This is a genomic window from Streptosporangium sandarakinum (assembly GCF_050942225.1).
Classification (GTDB): domain Bacteria; phylum Actinomycetota; class Actinomycetes; order Streptosporangiales; family Streptosporangiaceae; genus Streptosporangium; species Streptosporangium nondiastaticum.
Map to the genome: position 1 here is coordinate 101,551 of NZ_CP192034.1, position 12,344 is coordinate 113,894.

Consider the following 12,344-nt stretch of genomic DNA (forward strand, 5'->3'; position numbering starts at 1 on the left):
GCCGCCCGTGTCCGTCTCGTTCGGCGGCTTCGGCGCGGCGACAGTGGTCATTTGCCCCTTCCGCCCGCTTGTGCGGGCTCTAGGCTGTCTGCCGTGACGTCCGGGCGGGTTTTGATCGACAACCGTTTCGAGCTGCTGGAGCGGCTGGGAAGCGGTGGCATGGGCACGGTGTGGCGCGCCCACGACCTCGCCCTCCACCGGGAGGTCGCCCTGAAGGAGGTCCGTCCGTCGGGTGCGACGGAGGACGATCCGGGCAGGGTGCGGATGCTGCGCGAGCGGGTGCTGCGCGAGGCGCGGGCGCTGGCCCGGCTCAACCACCCCAACGTGGTGACCATCCACCACATCGTGGACGCGGGCGAGACGGCGTACCCGTGGATCGTCATGGAGCTGGTGCGTGGCCGTTCGCTGCAGGACCGTCTGGCGGAGGGGCCGCTGACGCCGGCGGAGGCGGCGCGCCTGGGAAGAGGCGTCCTGGCCGCTCTGTGGACCGCTCACGCGGCGGGAATCTGCCACCGCGACGTGAAACCGGCGAACGTCCTGCTGCGCGACGACGGCAGCCCGGTGCTCACCGACTTCGGCATCGCGGCGCTGCACGACGCGCCCAGCCTCACGGCCAGCGGTCAGCTGGTCGGCTCACCCGAGTACATCGCGCCGGAACGGCTGCGCGGCCGGGAGGGCGACCCCGCCTCGGACCTGTGGTCGCTGGGCATGCTGCTGTACGTGGCGGTGGAGGGGTACCACCCCATGCGCCGCGAGACCACCATGGCCACGCTCGCGGCCGTGCTGAACGGCCACGTCCCGCCTCCGCGCCGGGCCGGCCCGCTGGCGCCCGTCCTGGCGGCCCTGCTGGCGCAGGACCCCGCCGCCCGCCCGCCCGCCGCGGAGCTCGACCGGATGCTGGGCTGGGCGGCCGACCCGGCCTCGAACACGCACCCCGCACTTCCGGTGTCGCGCGGTGGCCCACGCCGGCTCCGTGCCGTGACGGTCGCCGGGGCCGTCACGCTCAGCGTGGTCCTCACCGCCGTGGTCCTCCTCAACGTTCCGGGCGGGTTCGGAGACGGGGCGGACCCGGCGGCGTCACAGCCCACCGGCGGCTCCGCGCGCACCCCGGTCGCCGCCGGCACGAAGCGGGCCGGAAGGAGCGCGGCCCCCGAGCCGAAGGAGAGCACCGGTTCCGAGCCGGAGGAGAACACCGGCTCCGGAACGCTGCTGGACCCGCGCCGGGTCAGGGAGGTGATCAAGGTGCTGAGGAAGGCGACGGGCGGCACCGACTTCGTGGGATTCGTCGTCTACGACGAGCACGTGGTGGCCCAGGCCCTCGTCCCCGGCAATGAGAAGCTCTACGACCTCTACACCTACCGGGACGGTCAGGTGAACCGGATCAAGGGAAGCACCGTGACGCCGCTCCAGAAGCGGGTGAAGCCGGAGTCGTTCAACTGGGACGCGCTTCCGGCGCTGCTGCGTACGGCGGACCGGAAGCTCGGCATCACCCGTCCGACCGGCCACTACGTGATAGCGGAGGGCGGCTGGGTCTTCGCGGGGGGCCAACCGGTCCTCCTCGTCTACGTCTCCGACGGCTACGGCGCCGCCTACCTGACGGCGAGCGTGAAGGGCAGTGTGCTGCGGATGATGCCGCGGGACTGACCGGGAAGCATCGACCGGGCCTCACCGCGTGGGCCCGGTCCAAGGAGACGTCGTCCCCGGGTTCCGTTCCGTGGACGACCGCGGCAGGCGGGATCGTCCACGAGACGGCGCCTAGCCGAGCGCGGCCGGTTTGCGGGCCAGCACGAACGCCTGCGGGAACCCCCGCTTCTCGTCCTCGTCCGGTGAGATCACCATGCGGGCCACCTCGGCGATCCCGGCCTCGCGGAGCAGGCGGGAGACGTGGTCGGGCGACCAGCGGTAGGCGAGCGCCACGGTGTGGTCGAACGCCTCCGGTGCCGCCGAGGGGTCCTCGTGGGCCTGGAAGGCGACCAGCAGGTGGCCGCCCGGGGCCAGTACCCGCGAGAACTCGGCGAGCATTTCGGGAACCCGCTCCGGCGGGGTGTGGATGATCGAGTAGTTGGCGAGGACGCCGCCGAGCGCTTCGTCCGGCAGGTCGAGGGCGAACATCGAGCCCTCCTCGAACCGCAACTCCGGATGGGTACGGCGGGCCAGGGCGACCATCTCCGCGGACAGGTCGACGCCGAAGACGTCCAGCCCGAGGGCGCTCAGGTGGGCCGTCACGTGGCCAGGGCCGCAGCCGAGGTCGGCGACCCGCCCACCGGTGGCCCGGACCAGCTCGGCGAACGGAGTGATCATCGCGCGGACCAGCGGTGTGCTCGCGAACTTCGGGCTGATGAGCTCGGCGTAGGTGTCGGCGACCGCGTCGTAGGCGGTGCGGGTGGCGCTCAGGAAGTCCGGTTCGATCATGGCCGGCCATCGTAGCCCGCCCCGTCCGCGCGGGCCGGTCGTGCTCGGGCCGGATACGGGCCGGCCGTACCGGGGCCGGGATCCGGGACGCCCCGGATCCCGGCCCCGGTACGGCCCGCGGTCCCGCGGTCCCGCGGTCCCGCGGTCCCGCGGTCCCGCGGTCCCGCGGTCCCGCGGTTCCGCGTCAGGCGGCCCGCCGGAGCGCGGCCAGCCGGTCCGCCGCGGCCACGCCGGCCCACGCCATCGCGACCAGCACGCCGACGCACAGGGTGAGGGAACCGGCGCGTCCGCCCGACATCGCCCAGCCGTTGCCGAGGAGGAGGGCGGCGCCGCTGACCCGCGAGGCCACGGCGAAACCGGTACGGCCGGCGCGGGAGAAATGGCGGCCCAGCACGAAGCAGGCGGCGATGAGCGCGGTGAACGCGACCGATCCGGCGGCCATGTGCGCCATGGCGTGCCAGCTCATGGCCGTCGGCTGGCCCAGCGGGGTGCCGACCGGGAAGCCGTCGCCCGGGTCCATGACGAACACCCCGGCGACGGCCAGCATGACGCCGTTGACCAGGAGCAGCCGGGGCGCCCAGGTCCCGCCGGGCGTGCCGCGCATGACGCGGCGGAGCCCTGCCGCCCCGGCGATCATCAGCGCGCCGGAGACCAGGAAGTTCGTGATCTGGATCCAGCCGAGGTCGCCGGTGCTGAGCATGCTCAGCGGGTGGCGGAGCAGGTCGAAGCCCTCGCGGGTGAAGACCTGGGCCAGCGACACGAACCCGAAGACAGGCGTGGCCGCCACCAGGCAGGCGAGCAGGAGACGCGTGGCCGGGGCGGCGGCACCGGGCCGGGCGGCGGCCTCGGACCGTTCGGCGGTGCCGGCGCGGGTGGTGCGGCGGGCGGGGACGGCGGGGGCGGGCCGGACGGCGGTCATGGTTGCTTTTCCTCTCCTGCGGCGGGTTCTCCGCCGGGGTGTTCGAGCGGCCGGCTTCCGTCCGGCCTCGCTGACGCGTCGAACGGGGCGGGGCGGATTCGACACCGCCGCGCCGTCGCGCGTCCGGCCCGTACTGACCTGCGACGTCATGCGTTCCCTGTCACATGGCGTTCCCTGTCACATCGCGCGGTCTCCCAGGTCGGGCACCGGATGTCGATATCCGCCCGCCTCGTTCGACGCGTAGCCGGAGACCGGAGAGAATCGGTCACCCCGGTGGAGTCCGGTACAAAAGCCGGGCATGACAGCCCGGCGAACGAGGGAGATACGACGATGCGGTTCCTGATGACCACCAAGGGCGTCGACGCGGCTCCTCCGACCCCGGAGGTCATGGCCGAGATGGCGGCGTTCGTCGAGGAGATGACCCGTGCGGGAGTGCTGCTCGCCACCGGGGGCCTGGACCCGGCCGGCATCCACCTCTCGGCGTCCGGCGGGAAGATCACCGTCACCGACGGGCCGTTCACCGAGGCCAAGGAGGCGATCGTGAGCTTCGCGCTCATCGAGACGCGCTCCAAGGAGGAGGCCGTCGAGATGTCCCGTCGCTTCTGGAAGATCATCGGTGACGGTGAGGGCCACATCCAGCAGGTCTTCGGCCCGCAGGGCTGAGCCCGCGCTTGCGTGCCCGGCCGGGTGCCGCCGATGATCGGGCACCTGGCGTCCGGAACGGGAACGGGGATGGACGCGTGACGTCCGGAAACGGAGACGGGAGCGGAGACGGGCAGGTGACGTCCGGAAACGGGAACGGGGTCGAAGGCGAGGCCGGGAGCGGGAGCGGGAGCGGAGGCGGGGCCGGAAACGGGAGCGGGACCGAAGGCGAGGCCGGGAACGGAAGCCGGGCCGGGGACGCCCGCGGCGTGGTCGGCGCGGTCTGGAGGATGGAGTCGGCGAGGATCATCGCCGGGCTCGTCCGGATGGTGGGCGACGTGGGGCTGGCCGAGGAGTTCGCTCAGGACGCGCTCCTCGCCGCCCTCGAACAGTGGCCCCAGGCGGGAGTGCCGGACAACCCGGGCGCCTGGCTCATGGCCGTCTCCAAGCGCCGCGCCGTCGACCACCTGCGGCGCGGTGAGCGGCACGAACGCGGGAACGAACTGCTCGCCCACGACCTCGCCACCCGGCCGGACACCGGCGAGGACGGCGTCGACGAGGCCCTCGGCGTCCTCGACGGCGAGGTGGGCGACGACGTCCTGCGCCTGATGTTCGTCTCCTGCCATCCGGCGCTGTCCACCGAGTCCCGGGTGGCCCTGACGCTGAAGCTGATAGGCGGCCTGCGCACCGAGGAGATCGCCCGCGCGTTCCTCGTCTCCGAGGCGACCGTCGCGCAGCGCGTCGTCCGCGCCAAGCGCACCCTCGCCGACCTCCGGGTCCCCTTCGAGGTCCCGGAGGGCCCGGACCGGGTGGCGCGCCTGTCGTCCGTACTGGAGGTCGTCTACCTCGTCTTCAACGAGGGGTACGCGGCGACCGCGGGCGAGGACTGGACGCGCCGGGACCTCTGCCACGAGGCGCTGCGCCTGGGCCGCCTGCTGGCCGGGCTCGCGCCGGGCGAGGCCGAGGCGCACGGCCTGGTCGCGTTGACGGAGCTCCAGGCGTCCCGGCTGGCCGCCCGGAACGACCCGTCGGGCCGGCCCCTCGCGCTGCACGAGCAGAACCGCGGGCGCTGGGACCGGCTCCTCATCCACCGCGGCTTCGAGGCCCTGCTGCGCGCCAGGAAGTGCGGTGGCCCCCTGGGACCATACGTGCTCCAGGCCGCCATCGCCGCCTGCCACGCGCAGGCGGCCACGGCGGAGGAGACCGACTGGAAGCGGATCGCCGACCTGTACGAGGTGCTGATCCGGGTGCTGCCCACACCCGTCGTACGGCTCAACCGCGCGGTCGCGCTGGCCATGGCGTACGGCCCCGAGGCGGGTCTGGCCGCCGTCGACGCGCTGGCCGGCGAGCCGGCGCTCGGCGGCTACCACCGCCTGCCCAGCGTGCGCGGCGACCTGCTGGCCAGACTCGGCCGTCACGAGGAGGCCCGGCGCGAGTTCGAACGCGCCGCCGCGCTCACCCGCAACGTGCCCGAACGCACGGTCCTCCTGGAACGCGCCGCGGCCTGCGCCGACGCGGCGGCGGCCGTGCGGGCGGCCCCGGGCGGGACCGTCACCCTGGGCGAGGCGGCGGACGACTTCCTCGCCCGCGAGGACCTGGACGCCGCGACCGTCCGCTCCTACGGCCAGACCATGGGCCGCCTGCGCCGCGAGATCGGCGACGACGTCCCGCTGGCGGACATCGACGCCGGGCGGGTGGCCCGGATCTTCGCCGCGGCCTGGGGGAGCGCCGCGCCGGCGACGTGGAACCGGCACCGCGGCGCGGTCCGCTCCTTCTCCGCCTGGGCGGCGGCACAGGGCCGGCCGGCCGGCGGGCCGGACGGTGATCTGGCCGCCGGGCTCGGCCGCCGGTACGAGCCCCGGGGACGGATCCGCCCGATCGACCGGTCGTGCGTCGAGGCGCTGGGGGAGCGACCGGACGTCGCGCTGCGCGAGCGCGTCCTGTGGCTGCTGCTGCACGAGAGCGCGGCGGGCGTCGGCCCGGTGCTCGCGCTCGACGTCGAGAACCTCGACCTGGCCGGAAGGCGTGCCCGGACGGCCGGCGGGTCCGGCTGGATCCGCTGGGGGGACGGCGTCGCCGAACTGCTCCCCGGGCTCGTCGCGGACCGCCGCCGTGGCCCGCTGTTCCTGTCCGAGCGCAGACCGGGGCCGGGCCGTCCTCCGGCGCCCGGCGACCTGTGCCCCGAGACCGGCCGCCGCAGACTCTCCTACGAGCGCGCCGAGTACCTGTTCAAGCAGGCCACCGGCCACACCCTCGGCCGGCTCCGCGCCAGGTAGCGGCGACGCCGTACCGTCTCGGGGGCCGCCCATCCGAACAGATCGCCGCCCGTGCTCCCGCCGGGCTCCGCCACGCCGTACAGGCCGCTCATTCCCCGTGGGGAATTGCCGGTCGGCGGCCCCGGTCGCAGGGTGGGACCGGAACACGGGAACGCCGACACACCAGCCGAGGAGGAACGGTGACCGACATCCGCGTCCGGGAGCTGACCGAACGTTACGTCGCCCTCTGGAACGAGCCGGACGGAGGGCTGCGCCGCAAGACGATCGAGGAGCTGTGGGCCGAGGACGGCGTCCACGTCCTGCACCCGTCCGAGGAGATCCGGGAGGCCGCCGCGAAGCTGGGCTTCGACCATTCGACGCTCCGGGCCCGTGGGCACGACGAGATCGACGTCCGGGTGAGCCGCGCCTACGAGGAGTTCGTCGCCCCGGGCGAGTTCGTCTTCCGGCAGGGAGGTGAGCCCGTCCGTCTGGACGACGTCGTCAAGCTGACCTGGGAGATGGCGCCCGCGGGTGGCGGCGAGGCGCTGGGCGGCGGTCTGGAGATCCTCGTCCTCGACGGTGAGGGCCGCATCACCGCCGACTACCAGTTCCCCGGGTGACGGCCGGCCGGCGCGCCGTCCCGGGGCCGTTCCCATGGTCCGCCGCCCGGGAGCCGCCGGCCAGCACCGCCGCGGTGGCCGCGTCGGCGGGCAGGAACGCCTCCAGCTTCAGCTCCGCTACGGTCACGTCGAGCGCGGTCGCGAACGTCGTGATCGTGGTCGTCAGCCGCAGCTCACCGTGCGCCGAGCGCAGCCGCACCGGTACGGCGAAGCCCACGTGGTCGTGCCCCGGCTCGGCGTGCGGCACGTAGCCGGACAGTTCCTCGCGCAGGTCACCCGGGGGAACGCGGTCGAGGATGTGCCGCGCCCACTGCGCCAGGTTCACGATGCGCGGCGCCAGCCCCTGCGGATGCAGGGAGAGGCGCAGCACGTTGACCGGCGGGCGCAGCAGATGCTCGGCGATGCCCTCGGTGAGCAGGCCGAACGCGTCGTTGGCCAGCACCAGCTCGTGATCGGCGTCCACCACGACCGCGGGATAGGGGAGGTGGCCGGTCAGGATGTGCCCCAGCGCGGCGCGCACGTGCGTGAGGGCGGGGTCGTCGAGCGGGGTCCGCGGGTAGACGGGGGCGTATCCGGCCGCGGTCAGGAGCTCGTTGCGCTCCCTGAGCGGCAGCTCCATCGACTCGCCGAGCCGTACCACCATGGTCCGGCCCGGCCGGGAACGGCCGCTCTCCATGAAGCTGAGGTGGCGCTGTGTCGTGCCGGCGCGCAGGGCGAGGTCGAGCTGGCTGAGGTGCCGGCCCCGCCGGGCCGCGCGCAGCGTCTGGGGGAAGTCCACGCATCCAGTGTGCCGAGGCCGTCCATTCCCTCCGGGGAATTGCCGGCATTCCCCTCGGGGAGCACGATCCCCGCTGTGAACACGCGACTCGGGGTCCTGCTCCCCACCCAGCACAGTCAGTGGAAAGATGCCCGGCGGCTCCTCGACTTCGGGCTCCACGCCGAGCGGCTCGGATACGACTCGGTCTGGGCCAACGACACCCTGATCGGCGCGCGTGCCGAACCGCTGGCCACGCTCGCCGCCCTCGCAGCGGCGACCGAGCGCGTCACGCTCGGCACCGCAGCGCTGCTGCCCGCCTTCCGCAGGCCGGTCCTGGCCGCGCAGGAGCTCGCCACCGTCGACCATCTTTCGGCGGGCCGACTGATCGTCACCGTGGGCGCGGGCTTCCCCGGCCGGTCGGAGATCGAGTACGCCGTGTCGGAGGTGCCCTGGGAACGCCGCTTCGGCCGGCTGCACGACACGGTCGCCCTGTGGCGGGCGCTGTGGTCGGGCGAGCGGGCGTTCCACGGCGCGGTACTGCGCTTCGACGACCTGCCCGAATCCACCCCGTCCCACCGGCCCGGCGGCCCGCCGATCTGGCTGGGCGGGGCGAGCCCTTCGGCCCTGGTGCACGCCGGGCGGCGCTACGACGGCTGGCTGCCCTACCCGCCCGACCCCGACGATTACCGCGCCGGCCTGGCCACGGTACGGCGCGCCGCCACGGAGGCGGGACGGCCCGCCGGCGCGGTCACCCCGGCGCTGTTCGTCACGGTCCTGGTCACCGGTGACGTGGCGCGGGGCGAACGGGAGCTCGACGCCTACTGCCGGTCCGTCTACGGCGTGCCGTACGAGGTGGCGCGGACGATCCAGGCGATGGTCGCGGGCCCGGCCGATCACGTGGCCGCCACGCTGGGCCGCTACCTGGAGGCGGGCGCGGAACACCTGGTCTGCCGCCTCGCCGCGCCGGACATGGACGCGCAGCTCGAACAGCTGGAACGGGTCGCCGAGATCGTCCGCCCGGTCCCGGCGGGACGATGACCGGTCGCGCTGACCCGGCCGGAGGCGGCCGGACGGGGTGGAGCCGGGCCGGAACGGCCGGGCAGGACGCGGAGCCGTGTGACTCCAGGTGAGGAGGCGGCGGCCCCGGGTATGGCAACGGGGCACCGGACCGGCCGGGCGGCCCGCACGGGCCGGTGGCCGGGCCCCGCCACGGATGCCGCGGGAGCCGGGACACAGGGAGCGGAACACAGGGAGGCCGGATGACGGAGACGCTGCGGATGACGCTGACGGCCACGGTGCTGGGCGCGCCCGACGCCCGGGAGCTGGCGTCCTTCTACCGGATGCTGCTCGGATGGGAGGTTCGGCGGGACTCGCCCGACTGGGTCTCACTCGCCGCGCCCGGCGGCGGCGCCGGGCTGTCCTTCCAGACCGAGAAGGACCACGTCCGGCCGATATGGCCCGCGGGGCCCGATGACCAGCAGATGATGATGCACCTGGACATCGAGGTGGACGACCTGGACATCGCCGGGGTGCACGCGGTCGCCGCGGGGGCGACCCTCGCGACCTACCAGCCGCAGGACGACGTGCGGGTCTACCTCGACCCCGCCGGTCATCCGTTCTGCCTCTGGAAGCGGTAGCGGGCGTGCGGGGTCTGCCCCGACCCGGCCGGTCACCCGTTCCGCGGCTGGAAGCGGTAGCGGGCGTGCGGGTCCACCCCGATCTCGCCGGTCACCCGTTCCGCCTCTGGAAGCGGTAGCAGGGACCGGTCGCCACGGCCCCTGCTCACGCCGGGCCGCCGGGGACGGCGAGCCCGGTCTCGTAGGCGGCGATCACCGCCTGCACGCGGTCACGCAGGCCCAGCTTGGTCAGCACGTTGCTGACGTGCGTCTTGACCGTGTGCTCGCTGACCACCATGGTCTCGGCGATCTCGGCGTTGGACAGTCCGCGTGCGATCAGCCGGAGCGTCTCCCGCTCCCGGGCGGTCAGCACGGCGAGCCGCTCGGCGGACGGCGCGGCGGGACGCGGGGCCGTCCGGGAGACGAACTCGGTGATCAGCTTCCTGGTGACGGCCGGGGCGAGCAGCGAGTCCCCGGCCGCGACGACCCGGACCGCGTGCACGAGGTCGTCGCGGCGGACGTCCTTGAGCAGGAACCCGCTCGCACCCGCCCGCAGCGCGTCGTAGACGTAGTCGTCCAGGTCGAACGTGGTGAGCATCAGCACCTTGCAGTCGCTTTCCGCGCACACGATCCCGGCCGCCTCGATGCCGTCCATCACGGGCATCCGGATGTCGAGGAGAACCACGTCCGGCCGGTGCTCGCGGACGGCCGCGACGGCCGCGGCGCCGTCACCGACCTCGGCGACGACCTCGATGTCCGGCTGGGCGCCGAGGATCATCCCGAACCCCGCGCGCACCAGCTCCTGGTCGTCGGCGACCACGACCCTCACCGCCATGCCGTCACTCCGTTCTCCCCGTTCTTCTCCGTCACGCCGCCATCGGTCCGGTTCACGCCGGTCACGCCGCGGTTCGCCGGGTTCGCGCCGGTCATGTCGTGGCCCGCCGGGTTCACGCCGGTCATGCCGTCACCGGCCGGGCCGCCAGCGGCAGCCGCGCGGTCACCCGGAAGCCGGGGCCGTCCGTACGGGGTCCCGCGACTGCCGAACCGCCGCAGGACTCGGCGCGTTTGCGGACGCCGGCCAGGCCGTTCCCTCCGGAGGGGAGCGATGACGCCGAGCCGCGGCCGTCGTCGGTGACGTCGATCACGAGCACGTCGTCCTCCCAGCGGAGCCGGACGTCGGCGCGGGTGGCGCCCGCGTGCTTGACGACGTTGGTGAGGGCCTCCTGGGTGATCCGGTAGGCGGCGACCTCGACGTCGGGGAGCAGGGGACCCGGCTCCCCCGAGGCGGAGCAGACCACCTCGACCCCGGCGCCGGAGACCTGCTCGGCCAGCTCGGTCAGGGCGGCGACGGTCGGCTGCGGGGTGCGCGGCCCCGCCTCCTCCTTGAGCACGTTCAGCGTCCGGCGGAGCTGCACCATGGCGTCGCGCCCGGCGGCGGCGATCGCGTCGAAGGCCGCCTCGGCGCGGGCAGGGTCGCTTCTGACCACGACCGGGCCGGCCTCGGCCTGCACGACCATGAGGCTGACCGCGTGGGCGAGGATGTCGTGCATGTCACGGGCGATCCGGGCCCGCTCGCGTTCGGCGGCCCGTTCGGCCTCGACCACGCGCTCGTGCTCCAGTCGTACGGCCCGCTCCTCCAGGACGGCGGCGTACGCGCGGGAGGCGGCGGAGGCGCGGCCGATCGCGTAGGCGGCGACGAACAGCACGACACCGCGCAGCGCGGTCTCCGAGGAGCCGGCCAGTAGCAGGCCCCCGGCGATCGTGGCGAGGAGTACGGCGACGCGCGGCCACCGGGAGGAGTGGACGGCGACCGTGTAGGTCGCGATGAGCCCGCCGTACCAGATGGGCTGGGCCGCCACGTCGTCCGAGAGGTCGTAGAGGGCGGTCGCCATGAGGCTGGCCAGCAGGGTGGCGATGGGCGCGCGGCGCCGCCACATCAGCGGCACGGTGGCGGCCACCACGACCGCGTACCCCCACCAGCTCCATGGCTCGTCCCGCGGTTCGTCCGGGGAGAGGAGCGGCCACAGCTGCACGACCAGCACCGCTACGGCGAGCGTCGCGTCCACCCACAGAGGCGGCAGCGACCTCAGGCGGTCACGGACAGGACCGAGGCGGGACAGAACCGGCACAGAACCCAATCCTGCCGTCTCCCACCGGATCTCGGGCACACCGGTCGGCCGGAGGCGTCGCGGGGACCCCTCCATGTGCCGGGACTCCTTCATGCGCGGGGCGTCGTCCGCGTGCGGGGCGTCCCTCACGGGAGGGCGTGGGTGGTGGGGACAGGGATGCGGGATCTCATCGGGAAGGCTCCTCGGTGGTGTTCTCCTGCGTAGATCCTGGCCGCCCGCCGCTCGCAGGGGATCGCCGAGGAGAGCGATTCCGGTGCTCCCTCCCACGGGGGAGCGCCGGTCCCCGGAACGATCCGGAGGACCCGGGGCGCCGGGACGTCCTCGGACCGGGCCGAGGTCAGGACCTCCCGGCCGCCTCGTGCCACTCGTCCCCGGTCAGTGCGTACTCCACCTCGCCGTGCTCGCTGCCCGGGATGGTCTCCGGCCAGTCGGCGAAGAAGGTGCGGACGTGGCGCAGGCCCGCCTTCTCCATCACGTTCCGCGAGCCGGTGTTGACCGCCATCGTCCGCGCGACGACACGCTCGACCCCGAGACCGGTGAAGCCCTCGCGCACCAGCGCCCGCGCCCCCTCGGTGGCGTAACCCTTCCCCCATGCCGTACGGCGCAGCCGGTAGCCGAGCTCGACCGTCTCCGGGGCGTCCTCCTCCACCAGGGGCCGGAACTCGAACCAGCCGATGAACTCCCCGGTGGACCGGATCTCGGCCGCCCAGTACCCGGGGTGCCCGAAGAGGTCGTGGCGGCGCAGCATCCGGGGGAGCACCCGGCCCAGGATCTCCTCGCGCGGGGTGGGCCTGCCCCCGTTGAGGAAGCGCATGACCTCCGGGTCGCCGTCGAGCTCGAACAGGCGGTCCGCGTCGGCGTCGGTCAGTTCGCGGAGCGTCAGCCGCTCGGTCTCCAGGAAGATCTTCATGGTCCGATCATCGTCCGGCGGCAGGCGGGCCCGCCAACCGTTTTGCCCGCTCTGTACGGGTGCGGCAGCCGTTTCTCCCACTCC

The 12,344-nt window shown here is 74.1% G+C and carries 12 protein-coding genes and 1 pseudogene; 6 read left to right on the forward strand and 7 right to left on the reverse strand.

Annotation, left to right across the window (positions count from 1 at the left end; translation table 11 throughout):
• The first annotated feature begins 93 nt into the window (after positions 1–93).
• On the forward strand, positions 94–1,644 hold the full coding sequence (locus ACQP10_RS00460) for a serine/threonine-protein kinase (RefSeq protein WP_433540647.1): 1,551 nt from the start codon (positions 94–96) through the stop codon (positions 1,642–1,644).
• 111 nt (positions 1,645–1,755) lie between these two features.
• On the opposite strand, the gene ACQP10_RS00465 is transcribed toward ACQP10_RS00460, so the two are convergent.
• Positions 1,756–2,412, reverse strand: coding sequence for a class I SAM-dependent DNA methyltransferase (locus ACQP10_RS00465; protein ID WP_433540648.1), 657 nt, complete (start codon positions 2,410–2,412; stop codon positions 1,756–1,758).
• 184 nt (positions 2,413–2,596) lie between these two features.
• Positions 2,597–3,331, reverse strand: a complete 735-nt coding sequence (locus tag ACQP10_RS00470; protein ID WP_433540649.1) for a DUF998 domain-containing protein — start codon at positions 3,329–3,331, stop codon at positions 2,597–2,599.
• A 330-nt stretch (positions 3,332–3,661) separates the two neighbouring features.
• Here ACQP10_RS00470 and ACQP10_RS00475 point away from each other — a divergent pair, with 330 nt between their 5' ends.
• The 3 genes and pseudogenes from ACQP10_RS00475 (at position 3,662) to ACQP10_RS00485 (ending at position 6,848) form a co-directional block, all read left to right on the forward strand.
• Positions 3,662–3,994 (forward strand): YciI family protein, encoded by a 333-nt coding sequence (locus ACQP10_RS00475; protein WP_346018229.1) that lies wholly within the window; start codon positions 3,662–3,664, stop codon positions 3,992–3,994.
• A gap of 269 nt (positions 3,995–4,263) precedes the next feature.
• A pseudogene (locus ACQP10_RS00480) lies at positions 4,264–5,487 on the forward strand (RNA polymerase sigma factor); the annotation flags it as partial.
• A gap of 941 nt (positions 5,488–6,428) precedes the next feature.
• Entirely contained in the window at positions 6,429–6,848 is a 420-nt protein-coding gene (locus tag ACQP10_RS00485) for a hypothetical protein (RefSeq protein WP_346018227.1), read from the forward strand.
• Here ACQP10_RS00485 and ACQP10_RS00490 read toward each other — a convergent pair.
• Positions 6,820–7,626 (reverse strand): helix-turn-helix domain-containing protein, encoded by an 807-nt coding sequence (locus ACQP10_RS00490; RefSeq protein ID WP_433540650.1) that lies wholly within the window; start codon positions 7,624–7,626, stop codon positions 6,820–6,822. The two genes, ACQP10_RS00485 and ACQP10_RS00490, sit on opposite strands and share 29 nt — an antisense overlap.
• Before the next feature lie 75 nt (positions 7,627–7,701).
• Between ACQP10_RS00490 and ACQP10_RS00495 the strand changes: the two genes are divergently transcribed.
• Together ACQP10_RS00495 and ACQP10_RS00500 are read left to right on the forward strand one after the other, a co-directional pair.
• Complete coding sequence (locus ACQP10_RS00495; RefSeq protein ID WP_433540651.1) at positions 7,702–8,643, forward strand: LLM class flavin-dependent oxidoreductase; 942 nt, start codon at positions 7,702–7,704, stop codon at positions 8,641–8,643.
• Positions 8,644–8,864: 221 nt separating this feature from the next.
• Positions 8,865–9,242 (forward strand): VOC family protein, encoded by a 378-nt coding sequence (locus ACQP10_RS00500; RefSeq protein WP_246423998.1) that lies wholly within the window; start codon positions 8,865–8,867, stop codon positions 9,240–9,242.
• A 145-nt stretch (positions 9,243–9,387) separates the two neighbouring features.
• On the opposite strand, the gene ACQP10_RS00505 is transcribed toward ACQP10_RS00500, so the two are convergent.
• The 4 genes from ACQP10_RS00505 to ACQP10_RS00520 form a co-directional block, all read right to left on the reverse strand.
• Positions 9,388–10,056: a response regulator gene (locus tag ACQP10_RS00505; protein WP_179821385.1), complete on the reverse strand. Its 669-nt coding sequence runs from the start codon at positions 10,054–10,056 to the stop codon at positions 9,388–9,390.
• Positions 10,047–10,181 (reverse strand): hypothetical protein, encoded by a 135-nt coding sequence (locus tag ACQP10_RS00510; protein WP_399498727.1) that lies wholly within the window; start codon positions 10,179–10,181, stop codon positions 10,047–10,049. The genes ACQP10_RS00505 and ACQP10_RS00510 overlap by 10 nt, the downstream gene beginning before the upstream one ends.
• A complete protein-coding gene (locus tag ACQP10_RS00515; RefSeq protein ID WP_433540652.1) occupies positions 10,178–11,350 on the reverse strand; it encodes a sensor histidine kinase in 1,173 nt (390 codons plus the stop codon). The genes ACQP10_RS00510 and ACQP10_RS00515 overlap by 4 nt, the downstream gene beginning before the upstream one ends.
• A 337-nt stretch (positions 11,351–11,687) precedes the next feature.
• Positions 11,688–12,260 carry a GNAT family N-acetyltransferase gene (locus ACQP10_RS00520; RefSeq protein WP_433540653.1) on the reverse strand — a complete coding sequence of 191 codons (573 nt, stop codon included), beginning with the start codon at positions 12,258–12,260 and terminating at the stop codon, positions 11,688–11,690.
• Between the last annotated feature and the right edge of the window lie 84 nt (positions 12,261–12,344).